Raw genomic sequence first — 23,742 nt, 5'->3', positions numbered from 1 at the left:
ACATGACAGTAGACAATGGACGCGTGAGCCCGGAGCTAGTGATCTTCGACCTGGACGGCACGCTGACCGATTCTGCCGACGGAATCGTCTCCAGCTTCCGTCACGCGCTCGGCGAGATCGGGGCCGACGTGCCCGAGGGCGACCTCGCCAACCGCGTCGTCGGGCCGCCGATGCACCACACGTTGAGCATGATGGGGCTCGGCGAACGGGCCGACGAGGCCATTGCTGCCTACCGCGCCGACTACGTCAGCCGGGGCTGGGCGATGAACAGCGTCTTCGACGGAATCCCCGACCTGCTGGCCGACCTTCAGGCGGCGGGCGTGCGGCTCGCGGTGGCCACCTCCAAGGCCGAGCCCACCGCGCGGCGGATCATCGAACACTTTGGGCTCGACCACCACTTCGAGGTGGTCGCCGGGGCCACGCTGGACGGCGTACGGGCGTCCAAGGCCGACGTCATGGCGCATGCGCTGGACCAATTGCAGCCGCTGCCCGAGCGGGTGCTGATGGTCGGCGACCGTTCGCACGACGTCGAGGGTGCCTCGGCGCACGGCATCGACACCGTCGTCGTCCAGTGGGGTTACGGCGCAGACGATTTCACCGGCCCCGACGCGGCCGAGCCACTGGCGCACGTGGCGACCGTCGCGGAGCTGCGCGAGGTGCTCGGTGTCTGACCTCCTGCACGTCACGTTCGTGTGCTCCGGCAACATCTGCCGGTCGCCAATGGCCGAGAAGATGTTCGCCCACCAGCTGGACGAGCGCGGCCTGAGCGGCGTGGTGCGCGTCTCCAGCGCGGGCACCGGCGGATGGCACGCAGGAGATCCCGCCGACCGCCGGGCCAGCCAGGTGCTCAGCGGCCACGGCTACCCGTCCCAACATCGCGCTGCGCAGGTCGACGACGACCACCTGGCCGCCGACCTCATCATCGCCATGGGCCGCAACCACGTCCGGATGCTGCGTGACCTGGGGGCGCCGTCCGAGCGGGTCCGGATGCTGCGCTCGTTCGACCCCCGCTCCGGCGCGCACGCCCTCGACGTCGAGGACCCCTATTACGGGACCACCGACGACTTCGAGGAAGTGTTCACCGTCATCGAAGCGTCGCTGCCTGGGTTGCACGACTGGGTAGCCGACCAACTCACCGACCGCGGTGTCGCCAGCTGATGCGCCGCTTCGCGTTCCTGCTCAAGCCGCAGTGGCTTGCGCTGTACGTCGTCGTGATCGCGTTCGCCTACCTATGCTTCACGGTGCTGGCGCCGTGGCAGCTCGGCAAGAACACCAAGACGAGCCGCGAGAACACCCAGATCTCGAACTCGCTGACCGCCGAACCCGTTCCGGTGACGACGTTTCTGCCGCAACAGGATTCGTCGGCGCCCGACGGGCAGTGGCGACGGGTGACCGCCACCGGGCGGTACCGCCCAGAAGCCCAGGTGCTCGCCCGGCTGCGGGTGGTCGACGGCGCCCCGGCCTACGAGGTGCTGGTGCCGTTCGCCGTCGACGGCGGCCCGACGGTGCTCGTCGACCGCGGATACGTCAAGCCCACCCAAGGGACAGCGGTGCCGGAGTTCGGACCTGCGCCGACGGGGACCGTCGCCATCACCGCGCGGCTGCGCGACTCCGAGCCCATGCCAGTGGGAAAGGACCCGATGCGCGAGGACGGCGTGCAGCAGGTCTACGCGATCAACACCGGGCAGATCGCCCAAGTGACCGGCGTCCCGCTCGCGGGCTCGTATCTGCAACTGGTCGCCGATCAGCCCGGTGGGCTGGGGGTGATCGGCCTGCCGCACCTCGACGCGGGCCCGTTCCTGTCCTACGGCATCCAGTGGATCGCGTTCGGCATCATCGCCCCGATCGGCGTCGGCTACTTCGTGGTGGCCGAGGTCAAGGCGCGACGGCGCGAACGGGCCGCCTCCGATGCGCAGGCAGCCTCGTCGGCGCCACCTACGACCGAGGACCGGATCGCCGACCGGTACGGCAAGCGGCGCTGACCACCACGGCGACGACGCCCGCCGTCAGCTGAACCGCCCGCGACAACCGCACGGACCGCGTCAGGTCGCTCACCTCGGGGGTGCGCCCGTCGCCGAGCGTGGGCCGCAGTTCGGTGCGGTGCGCATACTGCGTTGGCCCACCCAGCCGAACGGCCAGCGCGCCTGCGAACGCCGCCTCCGCGACGCCCGCATTGGGACTGGGGTGCTTGGCGGCGTCGCGGCGCCAAGCGGTCAGTGCCGAGGACGGCGAGCCACCGACGACGGGTGCGCAGGCGGCCGTCAGCAGCCCCGCGAGCCGGGCGGGCAGGTAGTTGGCCACGTCGTCGAATCTTGCGGCGCCCCAGCCAAATTGCTCGTAGCGCGGCGAGTGGTGACCGATCATCGCGTCGAGCGTGTTGGCGCCGCGGTAGACCAGCAGCCCCGGCACCCCACCCAGTGCGCCCCACCACAGGGGGGCCACCTGAGCGTCGGACGTGTTCTCGGCGACCGACTCCAACGCGGCCCTGGTCAGTCCTGCGGCGTCGAGGGCGGCCGGGTTGCGCCCGCATAGCGATGGCAGCAGCCCCCGCGCGCCCGCGATGTCGTCGGCGTCGAGGAGGCGCGCCATGCGCTCGCCGGTGCGCGCCAACGAGGTGCCGCCAAGCGCGACGAACGTGGTGGCCGCGGTGACCGCCGCCGTGGCGGCGGCGCCACGCCGGGCGGCTACCCGCTCGGCGCCGATGCCCAGCGCGGCCAGGCCCGCGAGCAGCACTGCGGTGTGCGCGACGCCCGCGCATCTCGAGTCGGAGTAGGTCACCCGCTCCAGGGCCGCCGCGCCACGTCCGAACAGGGCGACGGGGTGTCCGCGGCGCGGATCGCCCAGCACGCGATCGGCCAGCCAGCCCAACGCGAGCCCTGCTGCCCGGCCTCGACTCGTCGGCCCAAACACCCCGGCAGCGTCTCACGAGGTGGTGTACTCACCTCCATGAGGCTGGGGCCACCGCGGCGTCCGACCCGGGTCGTCGACCTGCTCAATCCGGCGGCGGTGCTGCTGCCTGCGGCCAACGTGATCATGCAGCTGGCCACGCCCGGCGTCGGCTACGGGGTGCTGGAGAGCCCGGTCGACAGCGGCAACGTGTACGAGCATCCGTTCAAACGGGCCCGCACCACCGGCACGTACCTCGCCGCTGCCACGATGGGCACGGACGCCGATCGGGCGCTGATCCGCGCCGAGGTGGACAAGGTGCATGCCCTGGTCCGGTCGAAGGAGTCAAGCCCGCTGTCCTACAACGCATTCGACCCCGCGCTGCAGCTGTGGGTGGCCGCATGCCTCTACCGCTACTACGTCGACATGCACGAGTTCCTGTACGGCCCGCTCGACGAGGCGGCCGCCGAAGCCGTCTACCAAGACGCGAGGAAGCTCGGCACGACGCTTCAGGTGCGCGACGAGATGTGGCCATCCGATCGGGCGGCGTTCGACGAGTACTGGAAGCGCTCGCTCGATCGGTTGCGAATCGACCCGCCGGTGCGCCAGCACCTGCACGGCGTCGCAGCGATGGCGTTCCTTCCGCTTCCGCTGCGCATGCTGGCCGGCCGGTTCAACCTGTTCGCGACGACGGGCTTCCTCCCGGCGGAGTTTCGCGAGCACATGCAGCTGGCGTGGACGGCGGGCCAGCAGCGCCGCTTCGAGGTGCTGTTGTCGGGGCTGCGCCTGGCCGATCACGTGATTCCGCGCGACGTCTGGCTATTCGGCTACCAGTTCTACCTGTGGGACATGCGGGCCCGGGCACGCCTCGGCAGGCGGATCGTCTGACCCGCCTGCCGTCGCGTCGAACTCAGCGATTCCCGTCCCGGCGGTGCTCGCCTCGCACGTCGGCTTTGCCGGTCGTGCCTGTCGGACGAACGCGTCTTCGTGTCCGCCAGGTTCACACTGCGACGACGTCCACCAAGTCAGCAAGGCCCTCGAAATCGTCGCGGTTGCGCGTGTAGAGCCGAGCAGAATGGGCGTGCGCAGTCGCCGCGATCAGCAGGTCCATCGATCGTGCGCGTGGATTTCGTCCCGCATCGACGACAGCCGCAGCGACCTGGCCGTAACTCGCTGCGACGGCTTCGTCCAGCGGGAGCGCATCAAAGGTGCGCTGCAGCGCGAGCAGGCGGCGTAGACGCTCAGCGCGTACCGATGTGCGCTTTGCGACCAAAACGCCAAAGTGCAATTCCGCCAGCGTGATAGCGCTGACGGCCAGCTCGCCGTCCAGTGGCTCCACGTCGGTCGCAATGACGACGCTGGTATCGAGAATCGCCCTCACCGTCTCGCCCATGGGTCACGCACCTCATGGTCGATCGTCTGCCGATCGTCGTCCCAGTCGGGATCCGCGGGTCCGGCGAAGACGTCGGCGACGTCGCCCCACTGTCTCCACGCCCGGCGAACTGCGGGCACCAATCGCGCCCCTGGTCGGCCGGCCACCGTGATGGTGATCTCCTCGCCTTCCTCAACGCGGCGAACCAGATCCGACGCGTTCTGACGTAGCTCGCGCAAGCCGACGATTTTCATCTCCTCAGAGTAGCACATGTGCTACCTTGAGGGAGCCGCGGCTTACCGAGGTGTGAGCGCGAACATTCGCATGGTGCGGTCGGTCTTCTCGCGGTAGCCGCCATATACCGAGGCCATGTTGACGAATGCGGTGTAGAGCTCCTCGTATTCGGCGCCCTCGATGGGGGTTGCGACGACCGGAACAACCGTGCTGCCCAAAGTCACGGTGCCGTTGGGGTCTGCCAGAAGGTTGGCTGTCCACGCCGGGTGGGCGGATTGGCCGAAGTTGCTCCCCACGACGACGAGTCGTCCGCTGTCGCGGATGTAGAGCAGCGGGCTGATTCTCGGCTGTCCAGATTTTCGGCCAGTGGTGGTCAGCAAGACGGTGGGTGCGCCGATTGGGCCGAGGATGGTGAAACGGCCGTGGCTGCGCTGCAGTAGCCTTCGGTCCAGCGGGGCGGCCGAACGGATGAGCCAGGAGCCCAATGCCGTTGCGGCAAAAGCGGTCGCTGGCCTGCGTAACAGGTTCCTATCGCTGCCCCATCGCACATCGGGAAACACATCATCGGACATGCACTCCACCTTTCTCGTGGCTGGCGCAGCACCACGCCGAATATGGAAGTGGCTCTTCGGTTTTGGTTGCCTTGGTGTTCATCGCGTGGCTACGAGCATCCGGGCTGGTTCGAGCATCGCCTCGGGTAGGTCCTCCCATTTCACGATCGGGGAGTAGAAGGTTGAGGGCTTGACCTGGGCGGCGGCGATGGCGTCGAAGGCTCCGGGAGTGTTCGCGAAACTGTTGGCGCGCGCGATGCGCACGGTGATGCCTTGAATGAACATGTGAAAAGCGGGAATCGATATGTCGCCCATCACGCCACCGAGGCTTTCGAGGACACCTTCCCCTGCGAGCAAGTTGACGCCCCGGCTGAACCATTCGGCGCTCCCGGATGCCTCGACCGCCAGGTCGAACAGGCCCTCGGACGGGGCCGGCGGTTTGGCCGCGGTCTGCGCGCCGAATTGTTCGGCGAGTGCACGATTGTCGGGATCGGGATCGACGTAGAGCACGTGCTCGGCTCCGTAGGAGATTGCCAAGGCGACCTGGATGAGCCCCGTCACTCCCGGAGCGAGTACGAGCACCCGCTTACGTGCGCCGGCCAGGATGTGGCGGCGGGCCAGTTCGTCGTTGGCTCCAGTGATGTCGCCGACGGTTACGCATTCGAGTGGATCGACCCCGGCGGGGATGCGGTGCAGCATCCCGTCGGCGTAAGGGACGCGCACCAGGTCGTCGAACAGGCCGCCCCAATGTCCGCTCACCGCCGCTCCGTAGGAGGCGCCTTCGGGCATGTTGGCGCAGTGGGCGGTCCATCCGCGCAGACACGGCGCGCACTGCCCGCAGGACAGGTCCGGCGGCACCACCACCAGGTCTCCGACGGCGACGCGGGTGACCGCGTCCCCAATGGCGATGACCTCGGCGACCGCATTGTGCCCGATCGCGAATCCAGGTGGTATCGAGAGCATGCCGCGCACGATCAGCCCGTCAAACGGGCAGCGTCCGGCAATCACGGGCCGCACTAGCGCATCGGTATCGCCTTTCAACACCGGTGCGGGCACTTCACGCCACTCGACCCGGCCGGGCTCGACGAACCAGAGGGACTGCATCGAATCAACCATGGTGAACCACGTTCTCTCTCTATTAGTTGGATGGGTAGTGCTCGGCCGGGCGGCGTCCCTGAATCCAGTGGGACAGCACCTGTTCGTAGAGCCGCTCCCCGAATGGAGTTGCGGCGGGAATGGTTTCGAGGTCCGCGATGTCGCGCGCGTACTGTTCCATCGCGGTTCGTGCGGACCGCTTCGACATCAGCGACATGAATTCGGACTGCTCGAATCGCGCGGCTCGTCGATGAGGTGTCCGGTCGTGGCGATACACCGAGCCCTTGATCGCCCGCACCAGCGCGGCGGGTCTGCTCGAAATCTGTTCGGCCACATCCTGAGCAGCCGCCAGCAGCGCGTCCGGTGTCGTGAGGGTATGGAAGATGCCGAGCCGCACGGCTTCTTCGGCGTCGAGTGGGCGTGCGGTGAGTACGAGTTCGAGCGTGCGGCTCATTCCGAGGTTCGGCAGTAACGATTGGATCCCGCCCGCTCCCGGCATGATGCCGATCGCCACCTCGGGCAAGCCGACCTTGCTCGATTCGGTGATCAGTCTGATATCGCAGGCGAGTGCGAGTTCCAGTCCCCCGCCGAAAGCGGTGCCGTCCACGGCGGCGACGAAAACAATACTGCTGGAACGCATTCGCTCGATGATGGAGTGATACCGCAGCAATGCCATCACGCCCGTGAATTGGCTGCTCCGAAGCACCGCGCGAAGGCCGGGGATCTTGCCGATCGTGGACACGACGCCGAGGGCCATTCGGGCGGTGACCGGATCGATCGAGATTCCCGATGCCGGCGCATAGGACAGGAGCTCGCCGACGTCGTAGTGGCTGGCGAATACATCGGGGATGGAGCTCGCCAGCACCACCGCACGCACCCGCGGATCCCGGTCCAGCGCGTCGAGGTGATCCGACAGCTCGATGAGCACGTCAGTGGTCAGGAAGTTCGCGGGCGGGTGGTGCAGCGACAGGGTTGATACGGAGCCGGTCCGATTCACGGTGAAGTAGTTCATCGCTCGCTTTCGGTCGGAGGAACAGGCACCCAGGACACCAACGCCCCAATCATTCCTATAGTCAGAGCTATAGTAACGGGCATCATTCAATCCGCAACCCCCTGGTGGAAACGGTGACGATCCAGCGACTTTCCACAGGTAAATGGCCTGTTCTCTCTTCGTTTCCGACCGGAGTCCCCTGCCCGACCGCTCCCATTGCTACGAATAAGCTATAGTTCATGCCATAGCTTTTGAGGAGGCTGATGTGGCCATGAAGCCGCGCACCGATGTACGTCGCCGAATGCTGTTCGCCGGGTTCGAGACGGTGCAGGAAAACGGTGTCGACGCGACATCGCTGACCGAGGTCGCCGACCGCGCCCAGGCGCCGCGCGGCTCGATCTACCACCACTTCCCCGGCGGAAAGGCCGAACTACTGCGCGACGCGATCCGCTTGGCCGGGACGTTGCGCAGCAAGCAGATCACCGCGCTGTTGGCCGACAGCAACCCGACTCACATGGTCGACGAAATCATCGAGATGTTCCGACAGCAGCTGCAAACCACCGATTACCGGGCCCTATGCCCCGTCGCCGTGACCGTGATGCACGGTGACAACTACCCCGAAACGATGAGCGCGGCCGCCGAATCGTTCCGCTCCTGGGAAGAGTTGATCACCCAGGGCCTGTGGCAACGCGGACTCACGATGGACCACGCCCAATCACTGGCCACCCTGATCCTCACCTCCATCGAAGGCGCACTTTTGGTCGCCAAAGCCCAACGCGACACCCGGGCACTCGACCGCATCCACACCGAACTCACCCGAGCAATCACCACCGCATTGCAAACCACAACCCCCGAGGGAAAGAAGTGACGCGATGGCATTCGTAGCCTCGGTCGTATGGACTGCCCGCGAAGGAATGGAACAGACTCTGCAGCAGGCCGTCGAGCAACTGGTTACGGCGAGTAGGCAGGAACCTGCCTGCCTCAGCTATTTCGCTTACCGGGATCCGGCGCAGCCGGGGATGATCCGGATCCTCGAGATCTACACCGATCGTGCTGGGTTCGAGGCCCATGCGGCCAGCGATCACTTCAAGACCTGGGGATTTGGACAGGCCATCCCGGCCCTCGAGAGTCGGGACGTGCAGTTCTACGAAACCGTCGAACCGTAGTCGAGGAGTCACCCATGAGCAATCAGTCGCAGTTCGACGTGGAAGTCGTGTCGCCGTCCTATTGGAAGGTGACGTTCGAGAACGCCCCGATCAACCTCATCGACCTGGACACCGTCGAGCAGCTTGCCGATCTGGTGACCCGCATCGAGCAGGACCCTGAGCTGACCGTCGTCGTCTTCCAGAGCGCCAACCCCGACTTCTTCATGGCGCACCTGGACCTTCTGATGGACAACAAGCGAGCGGCCGCCATGCCGCCAGGCCCCACCGGACTCCCCCCAATCTCGGACAACCTGCTGCGTCTGAGCAGGGTCCCGGCCGTCACGATCTCGGCAATCAACGGCCGCGTCCGTGGCGCGGGAAGCGAATTCGTACTCAGCACGGACATCCGCTTCGCGGGTCCCAACGCCATCCTGGGTCAGCCCGAGATTGGCATCGGCGCTGTGCCTGGAGGCAACCCCATGGGTCGTCTGGCCGAACTGGTGGGCCGGGGTCGCGCGATGGAGATCGTGCTGGGAGGCAACGACTTCCCGGCCCAACTCGCGGCCGAGTACGGCTATGTCAACCGCGTGTTGCCCGAGGGCGAGCTCGACGACTTCGTCGACGCCTTCGCCCACCGCATCGCCAGTTTCGACAAGGCCGCGATATCCGGCACGAAGGAGTTCGTCGACGCGGCCACGGCGATTCCGGCGAGTGATTACGCAGCCTCTGTGGCTGCCTTCCTGCGCACGGCAGGTCGGCCGGAGACCGCGGATCGCGTGCGCAGCCTCTTCGCCCGCGGCTTTCAGCAGCCCCATGGGATCGAACTCGAACTCGGCGAGCACATCGCCGAGAAAGCCTGAACAAGGCTCTCTGAGTGGGCGCGGAGGGGATCGAACCCACGACCGCTGGTGTGTAAAACCAGAGCTCTACCACTGAGCTACACGCCCGCGAGGGGGAAGGCTACCTGCTCACGCCGTGCCGACGGAAATCCGTTTAGCTCGCCGACAGGGCCGCCAGGGCGTCGGTCCACAGCGTCTGGTCACGCGCCTCCCCCGGCTGCTTCATCTCCGCGAACCGGATGATCCCAGACGTATCGACGACGAACGTGCCGCGATTGGCGATGCCGGCGTCCGCGTTGAACACGCCGTACGCCTGCGCCACGGCGCCGTGCGGCCAGAAGTCCGCCAACACCGGGAAGGCGAACCCGCTCTGAGTCGCCCAGACCTTGTGGGTCTGGGGTGGGCCCACCGAGATCGTCAACGTATGAACGTCGTCGTTCTGGTAGGAGCCCAGCTGGTCGCGAATCTCGTCGAGCTCGCCTTGGCAGATGCCGGTGAACGCCAACGGGAAGAACACCAGCAGCACGTTCTTGACACCACGGAACGCGCTCAGGGTGACGGGCTGCCCGTGCTGGTCCTTCAGCGTGAAATCCGGTGCTTCCGTACCAGTTTCGAGCACTAGTGCCGGCCCGCTGCCTTCGACTTCGGTTGCACCAGCCTGCTGGCGATCCAATCGCCGAGGTTGGCAGACGACGTCTGCATCAGACCCGCCGTCGGCGCAGACTCCGCGATCTCCGCGGGCAGCACGTGACCGGGCTTGCCCGTCTTGGGTGTCACCACCCAGATGACGCCGTCCTCGGCGAGCGGAGTGATCGCGTCCATCAGTCGGTCGACGAGGTCCCCGTCATCGTTGCGCCACCACAACAGCACCACGTCGATGACTTCGTCCGCGTCCTCGTCGAGGAGTTCGCCTCCGCTTACTTCCTCGACGTCCGCCCGGATGTCGTCGTCGGTGTCCTCGTCCCAGCCCAACTCCTGGACGAGCTGATCCTTTTCGATGCCCAGTTTCCGGGCGTAGTTCGGCGAGTCCGCCGCAACCACCGTGTTCCTCCTCATCGCCGCCTGCTGCTCATGTGTCGCCTATCGTCGCACGCCGACGCCCACCGGCGGATGCCTGGCACGCAGGTTGCCGCTCAATATGCCGCGTCGCACAGCTCCAGCGCATGCGTCTTGACGTCATTGAGCTGGTTGATCGCGACGTTGAACGCGGCCATGTCGAACGGTCGGGCGAGCACGCCCGCGACGTTGTGGGCGGCATCCACCCAGGCCTTCAACGCGCTCTCCAAGTCGTCCGACAGCGGCTCCGACAAGCCGCCCGCGACCAGGTCAGCGCTGGTATTGAGGGCCTCGACGGCCGGTCCGGCCTTCGCGTCGGCGTCCGGATCGTTGCCGTTGAAGGCGTGCACGAAGGCGTTCACCGCGTCCACCGCGTTGACGCTGCTGGTGCTGAGGTCATTGCACGCGGTGTGTACCGCCGCCTTCGTCACCGACGACTGGTGCGCGGATTCACTCGATGCCGACCGCGACGACGATTCCGCCGAGGACGACGACACCGACGCCCGGTACACGGGCACATCGGCGCGGTCGACCGACGCCGTGCCCGCGGTGAGCGTCTGACAGCCCACGACGATCATCGCGAGGCCGGCCATGCTTCCAGCGACGGCGCCTGCGGTACGTAGCCGCCCACGCTTGAGACGGCTGGTCACAGTCTGCGACGGTACCGCCGATGCAAATCGACCGCGGCATCATTGCCTTAGCCCGACCCCGGGGGGACATCTACGGCACGATGGGGGCAGGATGGACGTGCAGTACACCTGCACGTCAAGGGGCCAAAAACCCCACCCTTCCGCCTAACAAGGAGCGGCAGTTGACCACCGAGTTCGCGCGCCAGGACCTGGCCCAAAACTCAAGCACCACAGGCGAACCCGACCGGGTCCGAGTGATCCGGGAAGGCGTCGCCTCCTATCTGCCCGACATCGATCCCGACGAAACCAGCGAGTGGCTGGAATCGTTCGACGAGATGCTGGAGCGATCGGGTCCCGCCCGCGCAAGATACCTGATGTTGCGTCTTTTGGAGCGCTCTGGCGAACAGCGCGTCGCCATCCCCGCGCTCACGTCGACGGACTACGTCAACACCATCCCCACCGAACTCGAGCCGTGGTTCCCCGGTGACGAGGACGTGGAGCGACGCTACCGCGCGTGGATCCGATGGAACGCCGCGATCATGGTGCATCGTGCGCAGCGGCCGGGAGTCGGTGTGGGCGGCCACATCTCGACGTATGCGTCGTCGGCCGCGCTGTACGAGGTCGGCTTCAACCACTTCTTCCGCGGCAAGTCCCACCCCGGTGGTGGCGATCAGGTGTTCATTCAGGGCCACGCCTCGCCGGGCATCTACGCACGCGCATTCCTCGAGGGTCGGCTAACTGCCGACCAACTGGATGGTTTCCGCCAGGAACACAGCCATCCCGGCGGTGGGCTCCCGTCGTACCCGCACCCCCGACTCATGCCCGACTTCTGGGAGTTCCCCACGGTGTCGATGGGGCTGGGTCCGATGAACGCGATCTATCAGGCCCGGTTCAACCACTACCTGCACGATCGCGGCCTCAAGGACACCTCCGATCAGCACGTGTGGGCATTCCTCGGCGACGGAGAGATGGACGAGCCGGAGTCGCGCGGCCTCATCCAGGTGGCGGCCAACGAAGCGCTGGACAACCTCACGTTCGTCGTCAACTGCAACCTGCAGCGGCTCGACGGTCCAGTGCGCGGCAACGGCAAGATCATTCAGGAGCTGGAGTCGTTCTTCCGCGGCGCGGGCTGGAATGTCATCAAGGTGGTGTGGGGCCGCGAGTGGGACGCGCTTCTGCACGCCGATCGCGACGGCGCCCTGGTGAACTTAATGAACACCACGCCCGACGGTGACTACCAGACGTACAAGGCCAACGACGGCGGCTACGTCCGCGATCACTTCTTCGGACGGGACCCGCGCACCAAGGCCTTGGTGGAGCCCATGAGCGACCAGGAGATCTGGAACCTCAAGCGCGGCGGCCACGACTACCGCAAGGTGTACGCCGCCTACCGGGCGGCGATGGAGCACAAGGGCCAGCCGACGATCATCCTGGCGAAGACCATCAAGGGCTACACGCTGGGCCACCACTTCGAGGGCCGCAACGCCACACATCAGATGAAGAAGCTTGCGCTGGAAGACCTCAAGGCCTTCCGCGACGTCACGCGAGTACCGGTGCCGGACAGCGCGATCGAGGAGAATCCCTACCTGCCGCCGTACTACCACCCCGGTCCCGATGCACCGGAGATCCGGTACATGCTCGACCGTCGGCGCACGCTCGGCGGGTTTCTTCCCGAGCGCCGCACGAAGACCAAGTCGTTGGCGCTGCCGGGCCGCGACGCCTACAAGGCGTTGAAGAAGGGCTCCGGGAATCAGGCGGTCGCCACCACCATGGCGACGGTCCGCACGTTCAAGGAACTGTTGCGCGACAAGACGATCGGGCCGCGGATCGTGCCGATCATTCCGGACGAGGCACGCACGTTCGGCATGGACTCCTGGTTCCCGAGCCTCAAGATCTACAACCGCAACGGCCAGCTGTACACCGCGGTCGACGCGGAATTGATGCTGACGTACAAGGAAAGCGAGATCGGGCAGATCCTGCACGAGGGCATCAACGAGGCCGGCTCGACGGCATCGTTCACCGCCGTCGGCACCTCGTACGCGACGCACAACGAGCCGATGATCCCGATCTACATCTTCTATTCGATGTTCGGGTTCCAACGCACCGGCGACGGGCTGTGGGCGGCGGCCGATCAGATGGCCCGCGGCTTCGTGCTCGGCGCCACGGCCGGTCGCACCACGTTGACCGGCGAGGGTCTGCAGCACGCGGACGGACACTCGCTGCTGCTGGCGGCCACCAATCCGGCCGCCGTGACATATGACCCCGCGTTCGCCTACGAGGTCGCCTACATCATCGAGAGCGGCCTGTCGCGGATGTTCGGCGACGCCCCCGAGAACGTCTTCTTCTACATCACCATCTACAACGAGCCCTACCCGCAGCCGCCCGAGCCGGAGAACTTCGACCCCGAGGGCCTCTTGCGGGGTATCTACCGCTACCGCGCGGCCGCCGAGAAGCGCACCAACGTCGCGCAGATCCTCGCGTCCGGCGTCGCGATGCCCGAAGCGCTGCGGGCCGCCGACCTGTTGGCCGCAGAGTGGGACGTCGCGGCCGACGTGTGGTCGGTGACCAGTTGGGGCGAGCTCAACCGCGACGGTGTGGCCAGCGACAAGGAACATCTGCGCAACCCCGGGCAGCCCGCCGCGGTGCCGTATGTCACGAAGGTGCTCGCTGAGACGGCGGGCCCGGTGGTGGCGGTGTCGGACTGGATGCGCGGGGTGCCCGAGCAGATCCGGCCCTGGGTGCCCAACACCTACGTCACGCTGGGCACCGACGGCTTCGGGTTCTCCGACACCCGCCCTGCGGCACGGCGCTACTTCAACACCGACGCCGAATCGGTCGTGGTGGCGGTGCTGGAGGCACTTGCGCAGGACGGTGAGGTCGACCCGTCCGTGGCCGTCGCTGCCGCCAAGCAGTACCGGATCGACGACGTGATGGCGGCCGGAGTGTCGTACGCGGACACCGGCAGCGCCTGAGCCCACACTCCTCCCGCCGAGACTGCGGGGAGATCACAGATTCGTCGATTTTCGTGATCTCCCCGCAGTTTCGACGCGGGCCTTCACTGGCCGGCAGCGCCTAGTTGGAGGATTTCTCCAGAAAACTGGCGTAGCTTTTAGGAGTGACCGACAATCCGACGGCGCGCACGTCGCTCGAACTGCTGGATTCGGTCCCGGAATCGCTCCTGCGCCGAGTCAAGCAGTACTCCGGGCGGTTGGCCACCGAGGCCGTCCACGTCATGGGTGACCGCCTGCCGTTCTTCGCCGAGCTCGAGGCGTCTCAGCGCGCCAGCGTCCAGCTCGTCGTACAGACGGCGCTGGTCAACTTCGCCGAGTGGATGCGCGATCCGCGCGGCGACGTCGGCTACACCGCAGAGGCGTTCGCCCTGGTACCCCAGGAACTCACCCGACGGATTGCGCTACGACAGACCGTCGACATGGTGCGGGTGACGATGGAGCACTTCGAGGAAGTCGTCCCGATGCTGGCCCGCAACGACGAGCAGATGACGGCGCTCACCGTCGGAATCCTGCGCTACAGCCGGAATCTGGCCTTCGCCGCGGCGTCCGGATACGCCGACGCCGCGGAGTCGCGGGGCGCGTGGGACACCCGCATGGAGGCCAACGTCGTCGACGCCGTCGTGCGCGGCGACGTCGGGCCGGAGCTTCAGTCGCAGGCCGCCGCGCTGAACTGGGAGGCCACCGCGCCTGCAACGGTGCTCGTCGGATTCCCCGACCCCGGGCGGGTGGAGTACGCCAGCGAGGACGTCCACGAGATCGCCAGCCGTAACGGACGCGCCGCGCTGTCCGACGTGCATGGCACGTGGCTGGTGGCCATCGTGTCAGGCCAGCTCTCGCATACGGACCGCTTCCTCGCCGAACTGCTCGAGGTCTTCGCCGACGGGCCGGTGGTCGTCGGGCCCGTCGCGTCCTCCCTGTCCGCCGCCCACCACAGCGCCATCGAGGCCATCGCGGGCATGAACGCCGTCGCGGGTTGGAGCACCGCTCCGCGTCCCGTGGCGGCACGCGAACTGCTCCCCGAGCGGGCGCTACTCGGTGACTCCTCGGCGATCGCCGCGTTGGAGGCCGACGTCATGCGCCCACTGGCCGAGGCCGGGCCTGCGCTGTCCGAGACGCTGGACGCCTACCTCGATTCCGGGGGCGCGATCGAAGCGTGCGCGCGCAAATTGTTCGTTCATCCAAACACCGTCCGATACCGGCTGAAACGGATCGCCGACTTCACCGGGCGCGATCCCGCGGTGCCACGCGACGCCTACGTGTTAAGAGTCGCCACGACGATCGCACGGCTCGGTCGTTACGGATGGCATTCCAACACGACAAACAGCGGTGTGGCGCAGCTAACACACGTTGCGACCGGCGGTATCCCGCCCGCATAGGTGCGGTAGAGGTTGCGGCGAGATATCGATGACGTCCCATCACATGCCGTTTTGTGGACTACCTACAAAAACATAAGACCAGGTTCATAATCTCTTACACCGCGCAAAACGGTCTTCACAGTGTTCTCTTAATTCGTGCCCCAAACACCCCTGCTTGCGCTGCTCGCTCCCGGACAGGGATCGCAGACTCCCGGCATGCTCGCCCCGTGGCTGGAGCTGCCCGGTGCCGCCGAGCGCGTCGCAGCGTGGTCTGAGATTAGCCGGCTCGATCTTGCCCGGCTGGGGACCACCGCCACCGCCGAGGAGATCACCGATACCGCCGTCACGCAGCCCCTTGTCGTGGCCGCGACCCTGCTCGCGCACGAAGAGCTGACCAAGCGCGGCCTGCTGGCCGGCGCGGACCTGCTTGCCGCCGGCCACTCGGTCGGCGAGATCGCCGCGTACGCGATCGCCGGAGTGCTCTCCGCTGATGACGCCGTGTCGCTGGCGGCCACCCGCGGGTCCGAGATGGCCAAGGCGTGCGCAGTAGAGCCGACCGGCATGTCCGCGGTGCTCGGCGGCGACGAGGCCGAGGTGCTCGGCCGCCTCGAGGCGCTCGACCTGATCCCGGCCAACCGCAACGCCGCAGGACAGATCGTCGCCGCGGGCGCGCTGTCGGCGCTCGACAAGCTCGCCGAGGATCCACCCGCCAAGGCCCGGGTTCGCCAACTGGCCACCGCCGGCGCGTTCCACACCCACTTCATGTCCTCCGCCCTCGACGGCTACTCCGCCGCAGCTGGCGCCGTCACCACCGGAGCGCCGACCGCAACGCTGCTGTCCAACGCCGACGGCCAACCGGTCGCATCCGCTGCCGATGCGATGAGCAAGTTGGTGGCGCAGTTGACCCGGCCGGTGCGCTGGGACCTGTGCACCGAGACGATGCGCCAGCGCGAGGTCGCCGCCATCATCGAATTCCCGCCGGCCGGCACGCTCGTCGGCATCGCGAAACGTGAACTTCGGGGCGTGCCGACGTACGCCGTCAAGACCCCCGCAGACCTGGACGGGCTCGCCGAGCTCGCACAGACCTAACGTCCGGCTCTGCCGGAAGAAGTACAAGCGGACGAAACGTCAAGATCGGCACTCCACCGTGGAGTGCCGGACCAAGAAGAGATAAAAGGAGCCACCGTGGCTACGCAGGAAGAAATCATCGCCGGCATCGCCGAGATCATCGAAGAGGTCACCGGCATCGAGCCCTCCGAGGTCACCCCGGAGAAGTCGTTCGTCGACGACCTGGACATCGACTCGCTGTCGATGGTCGAGATCGCCGTCCAGACCGAGGACAAGTACGGCGTGAAGATCCCGGACGAGGACCTCGCCGGCCTTCGTACCGTCGGTGACGTCGTCGCCTACATCCAGAAGCTCGAAGAAGAGAACCCCGAGGCTGCTGCTGCCCTTCGCGAGAAGTTCGCACAGTGACCCGTCCTTCCACTGCTAACGGCGGTTTCCCCAACGTCGTCGTGACCGCCGTCACGGCGACCACCTCGATTGCCCCGGACATCGAGAGCACGTGGAAGGGTTTGTTGGCAGGCGAAAGCGGCATCCGCGTACTCGATGACCCCTTCGTCGACAAGTGGGACCTCCAGGTCAAGATCGGCGGGCACCTCAAGGAGCCCCTCGATCCCCTGATGACCCGGCTCGAGTTGCGCCGCATGTCCTACGTCCAGCGGATGTCGAAGTACGTCGGCAATCAGTTGTGGGAATCCGCGGGCAGCCCGGAGGTCGATCCCGATCGTTTCTCGGTCGTGATCGGCACCGGGCTGGGCGGCGGCGAGAAGATCGTCGAGATGTACGACGCCATGAACGAGGGTGGCCCCCGCAAGGTCTCGCCACTCGCCGTTCAGATGGTCATGCCGAACGGTGCGGCCGCGGTGGTGGGCCTCGAACTCGGGGCTCGCGCCGGGGTCATCACCCCCGTGTCGGCGTGTTCATCGGGTTCGGAGGCCATCGCCCACGCGTGGCGACAGATCGTCATGGGTGACGCCGACTTCGCCGTCTGCGGTGGCGTGGAAGGCATGATCGAGGCACTGCCCATCGCGGCGTTCTCGATGATGCGGGCCATGTCGACCAGAAACGACGACCCCGAGGCGGCGTCGCGACCGTTCGACAAGAACCGCGACGGCTTCGTGTTCGGCGAGGCCGGGGCCATGATGATCATCGAAACCGAGGAGCACGCCAAGGCTCGGGGCGCCAAGCCGCTGGCTCGGATCATGGGTGCGGGCATCTCGTCCGACGCCTACCACATGGTGGCGCCGGCACCGGACGGCCTGCGTGCCGGGCACGCGATGAAGCGCGCGATGGAGACGGCCGGGCTGTCCCCGAAGGACATCAGTCACGTCAACGCGCACGCCACGGCCACGCCCATCGGTGACACCGCCGAGGCCAACGCGATCCGGGAAGCCGGAGTGCAACACGCTGCGGTGTACGCGCCGAAGTCGGCGCTGGGCCACTCGATCGGTGCCGTCGGTGCACTGGAGTCGATCTTGACGGTGCTCGCGCTGCGCGACGGCGTGATCCCACCGACGCTGAACTACGAGACGCCCGACCCCGAGATCGATCTCGATGTCGTTGCGGGCGAGCCTCGGTATGGCGACTACCAGTACGCCATCAACAATTCGTTCGGCTTCGGTGGACACAATGTCGCTCTGGCGTTCGGTCGCTACTAGACGAGAGGGACTCTCGGAGCAGTAATGGCAGCCCTGAGCACTGGGAACGGATTCCCCAACGTCGTCGTCACTGGCTATGCCATGACGACGGCGTTGGCGACCGACGCCGAGGGCACCTGGAAGCGACTACTCGACGGGGAAAGCGGCATCCGCACGCTGGATGACTACTTCGTCGAGTTGTACGACCTTCCGGTGCGCATCGGTGGCCACCTGCTGGAGGACTTCGAGTCCGAGTTGACGCGGGTAGAACTGCGTCGGCTCTCCTACCTGCAAAAGATGGCCACGGTCATCGGCAGGCGGGCGTGGGACCACGCAGGTGCCCCCGAGGTGGATACCAAGCGCCTCATGGTGTCGATCGGCACCGGGATGGGGTCCAGCGAGGAACTCCTGTACGCCTACGACGCATTGCGGGAGAAGGGCTTGAAGGCCGTCTCTCCCCTGGCCGTGCAGATGTACATGCCGAACTCTCCTGCGGCCGCGGTGGCGCTGGAGCGCAAGGCCAAGGCCGGCGTGATCACGCCCATCTCGGCGTGCGCATCGGGCTCGGAGGCCATCGCGAACGCGTGGCGCAACATCGTGCTCGGTGAGGCCGACATGGCGATCTGCGGCGGCGTGGAAACCAGGATCGAGGCCGTTCCGATCGCAGGCTTCGCCCAGATGCGCATCGTGCTGTCCACCACCAACGAGGATCCGGCGGGCGCCTGCCGCCCGTTCGACAAGGACCGCAACGGCTTCGTGTTCGGCGAGGGCGGGGCGCTGCTGATCATCGAGACCGAGGAGCACGCCCGGGCGCGCGGGGCCAACATTCTGGCCCGGCTGATGGGCGCCGCCATCACGTCCGACGGGTATCACATCGTGGCGCCCGACCCCACCGGGGACCAGGCCGGGCACGCGATGACGCGTGCGATTCAGCTGGCCGGGCTCACGCCGGAAGACATCGACCACGTCAACGCACATGCGACCGGCACCTCGGTAGGCGACGTGGCCGAAGGCAAGGCCATCAACAACGCACTCGGCAACAACAGGCCGGCGGTGTACGCACCGAAGTCGGCGCTCGGCCACTCGGTCGGCGCCGTCGGAGCCGTCGAATCGATCCTGACCGTGATGGCGTTGCGGGACGGAGTCGTCCCTCCGACGCTGAACCTGCACAACCTCGATCCGGAGATCGATCTGAACGTGGTCGCCGGAGAACCACGGCAAGGCAACTACCAGTACGCAATCAACAATTCATTCGGATTCGGCGGGCACAACGTCGCACTCGCCTTCGGCAGATACTAACCACACACCATACGAAACGTATTGAGACGCTAGGAGATTGAGATGACGACCATGGCCCCGGATACCGTCGACGAGTCACTGGATCCCCGCGATCCGCTATTGCGCCTGTCCACCTTCTTCGACGACGGCACCGTCGAACTGCTGCACGAGCGAGACAAGTCCGGCGTACTGGCCGCCGGTGGCACCGTCAACGGCGTACGCACCATCGCGTTCTGCACCGACGGCACCGTCATGGGTGGCGCGATGGGCGTGGACGGCTGCAAGCACATCGTCGACGCCTACGACACCGCCATCGAGGAGCAGAGCCCCATCATCGGCATCTGGCACTCCGGCGGTGCCCGGCTGGCCGAGGGCGTCAAGGCGCTGCACGCAGTCGGCCTGGTCTTCGAGGCCATGATCCGCGCCTCGGGGTACGTCCCGCAGATCTCCGTCGTGGTCGGATTCGCCGCAGGCGGTGCGGCATACGGCCCGGCGCTGACCGACGTCGTCATCATGGCCCCGGAGGGCAGGGTGTTCGTCACGGGTCCGGACATCGTGCGCAGCGTCACCGGCGAGGACGTCGACATGACCTCGCTCGGCGGCCCCGACACCCACCACAAGAAGTCGGGTGTCTGCCACATCGTCGCCGACGACGAGCTCGACGCCTACGCGCGCGGCCGTCGCCTGGTCGGATTGTTCAGCCAGCAGGGCCATTTCGACCGCAGCAAGGCCGAAGCCGGGGACACCGACCTGCACGCGCTGCTGCCCGATTCGCCACGGCGGGCCTACGACGTGCACCCGTTGGTGAACGCACTGCTCGACGCCGACGCCCCGCTCGAGGAGTTCCAGGCCAAGTGGGCGCCGTCGATGGTCGTCGGGCTGGGCCGGTTGGCGGGTCGCTCGGTCGGCGTGCTGGCGAACAACCCACTGCGCCTCGGCGGCTGCCTGAACTCCGAAAGCGCCGAGAAGGCAGCGCGTTTCGTGCGGCTGTGCGATGCGTTCGGCATTCCGATCATCGTCGTCGTCGACGTGCCCGGCTACCTGCCCGGCGTCGACCAAGAGTGGGGCGGCGTGGTGCGCCGCGGCGCCAAGCTTCTGCACGCGTTCGGTGAGGCGACAGTGCCGCGAGTCACCCTGGTGACCCGAAAGATCTACGGCGGCGCCTACATCGCGATGAACTCACGTTCGCTTGGCGCCACCAAGGTCTTCGCCTGGCCGGACGCCGAGGTGGCGGTGATGGGCGCCAAGGCTGCGGTCGGCATTCTGCACAAGCGCACGCTGGCCGCCGCCGCACCCGAGGAGCGCGAGGCGCTGCACGAGAGCCTCGCGGCCGAGCACGAGCGGATCGCGGGCGGCGTGGACAGCGCAGTCGAGATCGGTGTCGTCGACGCCAAGATCGATCCCGCGCACACGCGCAGCGCCGTCACGCAGGCGCTCGCCGAAGCTCCGGCCCGCCGCGGGCGCCACAAGAACATCCCGCTGTAGGTCTTTCTGCGCGAGGGAAACTCAGCCCTTGGTGAGGCCAGCCATCGCGGGGGCCAGCACGTCGGACAACTGCGCCCAGGGCACGGTGACCACCGCCGGTAGTCGAGGACCGAACTGGTACTCGTTGAAGTGGAACTCGAGCCCGTCGGCGGTGGGGATCCAGTTGGCGAAGTTCTCTGCCTTCGGTGCGGCGCCTGGTTCGTCGGGGCTGACTTCGAGTCCGTCCTGGGCCAGCAGCGTCCTGGTCTGTTCGGCCAACCGGTCGAGCCCGGCCTGAGGGTCGCTGAACAGGTCGGTCAGCATGATGGGGTCGGCGCTTCGGCTGTCGATCACGATGGTGCCGATCTGGTGGCTCGGGTGGGCGCCGTAGTACAGCGACCCGAAGATCACCTGAGCGACCGCGATGCTGCGGAAGGTCACCTGGCCATTGGACTCGAAGTTCCACTGCGCGCCCGGCTCGGTGCCCTCCTTGGCTGCCTCGACCTGGTCCATGGCGGCCGCGTGGCTCGCGCCGTTGAACGCCTCGACCACGGCCGGATTGCCGCCCGACAGCTCACCAAACTCCATGCGCCAGTTGCCCTGCCGGTCGTCGGTGCTGCCCTCGATCGTGGTGGTCGTGACCGCGTAGTTCTGCCCGTTCGAGGTACCCGAAGTCGTCGCCGCCGACGGCGTTGTCGGCGACGAACCGGTCGTCGAGGCTGGTGTGGCCGTGGAGGTTGGCGTGGCCGTGGAGGCCACCGACGTCGACGAACTGGGTGCGGGTGCCTGTCCACATCCGGCCGTGGTCAGGGCCGCAGCGACGACGCCAGCCACGGCGGTGATCATGCGTAGGACCGTCATCAACACTGCCTCTTGCTCGAACCCGGGGTTGGGAATTAGCTGACAGTATGCTGGCCGCGCCTCAAAGGATTCTTGGTTTCACCGGCTACATCGGTTGAGCAACTCTGCGGCGACGTCCGCCGCGCGGGCCCGGTCAGCTTCGACGAGCCCGATGCGGGTGCGGCGGTCCAGGATGTCGTCGACCGTCAGCGCACCCTCGTGCGTGACGGCGTACTCGAATTCGGCTCGCGTGACGTCGATTTCGTCCGCGACTTGTTCGGTGGGCCGCTCGCAGGTGGAGCGGGCGACGACGTTGGGCGCCTCGGCGCCGTAGCGGGCGACCAGTGAGGACGGCAGGTCGGCGGGCGAGCGCAGCGTCGACACGGGGTTGGCGGGCGCGCCGACGAGGGGCAGGTTGCGGGTGCGGCACGCGGCGGCGGAGAGTCCGCGCAGCGCGACGGCCTGGTCGAGCACGTCCTCGGCCATGTAGCGGTACTCGGTGAGCTTGCCTCCGATGACGCTGACTACCCCGTTCGGCGACTCGACTACCGCGTGCTCCCGCGACACGTCGGCCGTGCTGACTTCATTCCCGGGTCGCTTCGCTCCTGCCCGCCGAACCTTCCCCAGAGTTTCGATCAGCGGCCGCAGCCCCGCGTACGAACCCACCACGTCAGCCGGACCCAGCGCCACGTCCAGCGCCGTGTTGACGGTGTCGAGCAGGAAGGCGACCTCCTGCGAAGTCGGTTGCGGCACATCGGGTATCGGACCTGGGGCGTCCTCGTCGGTGAGCCCGAGATAGACCCGGCCGAGTTGTTCCGGCATGGCGAACACGAACCTGTTGAGCTCGCCGGGAATCGGGATGGTCAGGGCAGCCGTCGGATTGCCGAACGCCGCGGCGTCGAACACCAAATGCGTACCGCGGCTGGGACGCAACCGAATGGAGCCGTCGACCTCGCCGGCCCATACGCCCGCGGCGTTGATCACCGCGCGCGCCGCGAGGTCCATCGACTCCCCCGTCAGCTGGTCGGTCAGGCGCACGGAGGTTCCGGTGGCATCGGATGCGGCGACGCGCGTCAGGATGCGCGCGCCGTTTTGGGCGGCGGTCCGGGCGATCGCGGTGACGAGGCGCGCGTCGTCGATCAGTTGGCCGTCGTACGCCAGCAGGGCGCCGTCGAGTCCCCGACGACGCACCGTCGGAGCGAGTTCGACCGCCCGCTGCGCGTCGATGCGGCGCGAGCGTGGCAGCACGGTGGCGGACGTGCCCGCAAGCCTGCGCAGCCCGTCGCCCGCGACGAAGCCGAAACGCACCAACGCGCGGGACGCACGGTTCATCGACGGGAGCAGCGGGACCAGCTGTGGCATGGCCTTGACGAGGTGGGGTGCGTTGCGCGACATCAGGATTCCGCGCTCGATCGCGCTGCGACGGGCAATCCCGACGTTGCCGGTGGCGAGGTAGCGCAGGCCGCCGTGAACGAGCTTGGAGCTCCACCGGCTGGTGCCGAACGCCAGATCGTGCTTCTCCACCAGCACCACGGAGAGCCCGCGGGTCGCGGCGTCGAGTGCGATGCCGACGCCCGTGATGCCACCGCCGATGACGACGACGTCGACCGTCCCGCCGTCGGTCAGCGCAGCGAGTTCGGCGGACCGTCGGGCGGCGTTCAGAGCGGTCGATCCGGTCATGGCTTGAGGTATCCGTTCAGGGAGTAGGCGAGTTCCACCGCGAGTGCCGAAGCGTCGAGGATCGGCGCGACCAGCTGAGCCGACAGGATGGTCGACTGGGTGATCAGCAGGCTCATCGCGGCCAGCTGGCGCACGTCGCCCGCACGCACGCTGCCCTGCGCCTGAGCGGCCTTGAGTTCACCGGCCACGGACTCGAGCAGGATCTGCTGGCTGGTGCCTAGGCGCTCGGAGAGGTAGAACATCGCGAGCTCGGGCGCCTCGTGCAACACCGACATGATGACGTCGTCGCGCCTGAGCCGTTCGGCGACCGCCACGATGCGGGCCACCACGTGCTCGCGCCCGACGCCTCCGCTCGGCACGTCGTCGAGCGCGTGGGTGATCCGCATGGTGAGCAGCGCGGCGAGGATCGACCGGGTGTCCGGAAAGCGCCGGTAGACGGTGGGACGGCTGACGCCGGCACGGCGCGCGATCTCGGCGAGCGTCACTCGCTCGACGCCGAACGCGAGCACGCAGCTCGCGGCCGCGTCGAGGATCCGATCGGAGACCGGAGGTGAGTAATCGTTACTGATTGACAGCATCTGTAATACTGTAACGCATGACACGACCGAACGACC

Annotated in this window: 26 protein-coding genes and 1 tRNA gene; 14 read left to right on the top strand and 13 right to left on the bottom strand. The window is 67.1% G+C overall.

The window, feature by feature from the left end; all coding sequences use genetic code 11:
- The first annotated feature begins 2 nt into the window (after positions 1-2).
- The 3 genes from SLQ33_RS01200 to SLQ33_RS01190 are packed head-to-tail and all read left to right on the top strand — an operon-like array spanning position 3 to position 1,982.
- Positions 3-671, top strand: a complete 669-nt coding sequence (locus SLQ33_RS01200) for an HAD-IA family hydrolase (RefSeq protein ID WP_319451952.1) — start codon at positions 3-5, stop codon at positions 669-671.
- Positions 664-1,158: a low molecular weight protein-tyrosine-phosphatase gene (locus SLQ33_RS01195; protein WP_319451951.1), complete on the top strand. Its 495-nt coding sequence runs from the start codon at positions 664-666 to the stop codon at positions 1,156-1,158. Before SLQ33_RS01200 ends, SLQ33_RS01195 begins: the two co-directional genes overlap by 8 nt.
- On the top strand, positions 1,158-1,982 hold the full coding sequence (locus tag SLQ33_RS01190; protein WP_319451950.1) for an SURF1 family protein: 825 nt from the start codon (positions 1,158-1,160) through the stop codon (positions 1,980-1,982). The genes SLQ33_RS01195 and SLQ33_RS01190 overlap by 1 nt, the downstream gene beginning before the upstream one ends.
- Here the strand turns inward: SLQ33_RS01190 and SLQ33_RS01185 are convergent.
- Positions 1,936-2,910 (bottom strand): cobalamin biosynthesis protein, encoded by a 975-nt coding sequence (locus tag SLQ33_RS01185; RefSeq protein WP_319451949.1) that lies wholly within the window; start codon positions 2,908-2,910, stop codon positions 1,936-1,938. The two genes, SLQ33_RS01190 and SLQ33_RS01185, sit on opposite strands and share 47 nt — an antisense overlap.
- Before the next feature lie 36 nt (positions 2,911-2,946).
- Here SLQ33_RS01185 and SLQ33_RS01180 point away from each other — a divergent pair, with 36 nt between their 5' ends.
- Positions 2,947-3,774: an oxygenase MpaB family protein gene (locus SLQ33_RS01180; protein WP_319451948.1), complete on the top strand. Its 828-nt coding sequence runs from the start codon at positions 2,947-2,949 to the stop codon at positions 3,772-3,774.
- A gap of 112 nt (positions 3,775-3,886) precedes the next feature.
- Here SLQ33_RS01180 and SLQ33_RS01175 read toward each other — a convergent pair whose 3' ends face one another.
- The 5 genes from SLQ33_RS01175 to SLQ33_RS01155 form a co-directional block, all read right to left on the bottom strand.
- Complete coding sequence (locus SLQ33_RS01175; protein ID WP_319451947.1) at positions 3,887-4,279, bottom strand: type II toxin-antitoxin system VapC family toxin; 393 nt, start codon at positions 4,277-4,279, stop codon at positions 3,887-3,889.
- Positions 4,264-4,512 carry a type II toxin-antitoxin system prevent-host-death family antitoxin gene (locus SLQ33_RS01170; RefSeq protein WP_319451946.1) on the bottom strand — a complete coding sequence of 83 codons (249 nt, stop codon included), beginning with the start codon at positions 4,510-4,512 and terminating at the stop codon, positions 4,264-4,266. Before SLQ33_RS01170 ends, SLQ33_RS01175 begins: the two co-directional genes overlap by 16 nt.
- 42 nt (positions 4,513-4,554) lie before the next feature.
- The gene (locus SLQ33_RS01165; protein ID WP_319451945.1) at positions 4,555-5,064 is read right to left on the bottom strand and encodes a nitroreductase family deazaflavin-dependent oxidoreductase; all 510 of its coding nucleotides are present in this window, start codon (positions 5,062-5,064) and stop codon (positions 4,555-4,557) included.
- A gap of 78 nt (positions 5,065-5,142) precedes the next feature.
- A complete protein-coding gene (locus tag SLQ33_RS01160) occupies positions 5,143-6,159 on the bottom strand; it encodes a zinc-dependent alcohol dehydrogenase (protein WP_319451944.1) in 1,017 nt (338 codons plus the stop codon).
- 22 nt (positions 6,160-6,181) lie between these two features.
- Positions 6,182-7,150, bottom strand: coding sequence for an enoyl-CoA hydratase/isomerase family protein (locus SLQ33_RS01155; RefSeq protein WP_319451943.1), 969 nt, complete (start codon positions 7,148-7,150; stop codon positions 6,182-6,184).
- Between the two features lie 250 nt (positions 7,151-7,400).
- Here SLQ33_RS01155 and SLQ33_RS01150 point away from each other — a divergent pair, with 250 nt between their 5' ends.
- The 3 genes from SLQ33_RS01150 to SLQ33_RS01140 are packed head-to-tail and all read left to right on the top strand — an operon-like array spanning position 7,401 to position 9,134.
- Complete coding sequence (locus SLQ33_RS01150) at positions 7,401-7,997, top strand: TetR/AcrR family transcriptional regulator (RefSeq protein ID WP_319452527.1); 597 nt, start codon at positions 7,401-7,403, stop codon at positions 7,995-7,997.
- 4 nt (positions 7,998-8,001) lie between these two features.
- A complete protein-coding gene (locus tag SLQ33_RS01145; RefSeq protein WP_319451942.1) occupies positions 8,002-8,295 on the top strand; it encodes a putative quinol monooxygenase in 294 nt (97 codons plus the stop codon).
- A 14-nt stretch (positions 8,296-8,309) separates the two neighbouring features.
- Complete coding sequence (locus SLQ33_RS01140) at positions 8,310-9,134, top strand: enoyl-CoA hydratase/isomerase family protein (RefSeq protein ID WP_319451941.1); 825 nt, start codon at positions 8,310-8,312, stop codon at positions 9,132-9,134.
- Positions 9,135-9,149: 15 nt separating this feature from the next.
- Here the strand turns inward: SLQ33_RS01140 and SLQ33_RS01135 are convergent.
- The 4 genes from SLQ33_RS01135 to SLQ33_RS01120 form a co-directional block, all read right to left on the bottom strand.
- Positions 9,150-9,221 (bottom strand) — tRNA-Val (locus tag SLQ33_RS01135).
- A gap of 46 nt (positions 9,222-9,267) precedes the next feature.
- Positions 9,268-9,732 (bottom strand): peroxiredoxin, encoded by a 465-nt coding sequence (locus SLQ33_RS01130; protein WP_319451940.1) that lies wholly within the window; start codon positions 9,730-9,732, stop codon positions 9,268-9,270.
- Complete coding sequence (locus SLQ33_RS01125; RefSeq protein ID WP_319451939.1) at positions 9,732-10,169, bottom strand: DUF3052 domain-containing protein; 438 nt, start codon at positions 10,167-10,169, stop codon at positions 9,732-9,734. Before SLQ33_RS01125 ends, SLQ33_RS01130 begins: the two co-directional genes overlap by 1 nt.
- Before the next feature lie 77 nt (positions 10,170-10,246).
- Entirely contained in the window at positions 10,247-10,819 is a 573-nt protein-coding gene (locus SLQ33_RS01120) for a hypothetical protein (RefSeq protein WP_319451938.1), read from the bottom strand.
- A gap of 161 nt (positions 10,820-10,980) precedes the next feature.
- Here SLQ33_RS01120 and aceE point away from each other — a divergent pair, with 161 nt between their 5' ends.
- The 7 genes from aceE (at position 10,981) to SLQ33_RS01085 (ending at position 20,629) form a co-directional block, all read left to right on the top strand.
- Positions 10,981-13,770: a pyruvate dehydrogenase (acetyl-transferring), homodimeric type gene (gene aceE / locus SLQ33_RS01115; RefSeq protein WP_319451937.1), complete on the top strand. Its 2,790-nt coding sequence runs from the start codon at positions 10,981-10,983 to the stop codon at positions 13,768-13,770.
- A 143-nt stretch (positions 13,771-13,913) separates the two neighbouring features.
- Positions 13,914-15,185 (top strand): PucR family transcriptional regulator, encoded by a 1,272-nt coding sequence (locus tag SLQ33_RS01110; RefSeq protein WP_319451936.1) that lies wholly within the window; start codon positions 13,914-13,916, stop codon positions 15,183-15,185.
- 150 nt (positions 15,186-15,335) lie between these two features.
- Complete coding sequence (locus tag SLQ33_RS01105) at positions 15,336-16,253, top strand: ACP S-malonyltransferase (protein WP_319452526.1); 918 nt, start codon at positions 15,336-15,338, stop codon at positions 16,251-16,253.
- 96 nt (positions 16,254-16,349) lie between these two features.
- Positions 16,350-16,640, top strand: a complete 291-nt coding sequence (gene acpM, locus SLQ33_RS01100; protein ID WP_319451935.1) for a meromycolate extension acyl carrier protein AcpM — start codon at positions 16,350-16,352, stop codon at positions 16,638-16,640.
- Positions 16,637-17,887 carry a 3-oxoacyl-ACP synthase KasA gene (kasA, locus tag SLQ33_RS01095; RefSeq protein ID WP_319451934.1) on the top strand — a complete coding sequence of 417 codons (1,251 nt, stop codon included), beginning with the start codon at positions 16,637-16,639 and terminating at the stop codon, positions 17,885-17,887. Before acpM ends, kasA begins: the two co-directional genes overlap by 4 nt.
- 24 nt (positions 17,888-17,911) lie before the next feature.
- Positions 17,912-19,165 carry a 3-oxoacyl-ACP synthase KasB gene (gene kasB / locus SLQ33_RS01090; protein ID WP_319451933.1) on the top strand — a complete coding sequence of 418 codons (1,254 nt, stop codon included), beginning with the start codon at positions 17,912-17,914 and terminating at the stop codon, positions 19,163-19,165.
- A gap of 42 nt (positions 19,166-19,207) precedes the next feature.
- Positions 19,208-20,629, top strand: coding sequence for an acyl-CoA carboxylase subunit beta (locus SLQ33_RS01085; RefSeq protein WP_319451932.1), 1,422 nt, complete (start codon positions 19,208-19,210; stop codon positions 20,627-20,629).
- Between the two features lie 21 nt (positions 20,630-20,650).
- On the opposite strand, the gene SLQ33_RS01080 is transcribed toward SLQ33_RS01085, so the two are convergent.
- The 3 genes from SLQ33_RS01080 to SLQ33_RS01070 form a co-directional block, all read right to left on the bottom strand.
- Entirely contained in the window at positions 20,651-21,469 is an 819-nt protein-coding gene (locus tag SLQ33_RS01080) for an RsiV family protein (RefSeq protein ID WP_319451931.1), read from the bottom strand.
- A 78-nt stretch (positions 21,470-21,547) separates the two neighbouring features.
- Positions 21,548-23,128, bottom strand: a complete 1,581-nt coding sequence (locus SLQ33_RS01075) for a glycerol-3-phosphate dehydrogenase/oxidase (RefSeq protein WP_319451930.1) — start codon at positions 23,126-23,128, stop codon at positions 21,548-21,550.
- Complete coding sequence (locus SLQ33_RS01070; RefSeq protein ID WP_319451929.1) at positions 23,125-23,706, bottom strand: TetR/AcrR family transcriptional regulator; 582 nt, start codon at positions 23,704-23,706, stop codon at positions 23,125-23,127. The genes SLQ33_RS01075 and SLQ33_RS01070 overlap by 4 nt, the downstream gene beginning before the upstream one ends.
- Positions 23,707-23,742: the final 36 nt, after the last annotated feature.

Origin of the sequence: Mycobacterium sp. RTGN6, assembly GCF_033804605.1 — a bacterium.
In the GTDB taxonomy this organism is placed as follows: domain Bacteria; phylum Actinomycetota; class Actinomycetes; order Mycobacteriales; family Mycobacteriaceae; genus Mycobacterium.
The sequence above is the reverse complement of the archived record's forward strand: the minus strand, read 5'-3'. Positions and strand labels throughout refer to the sequence as shown.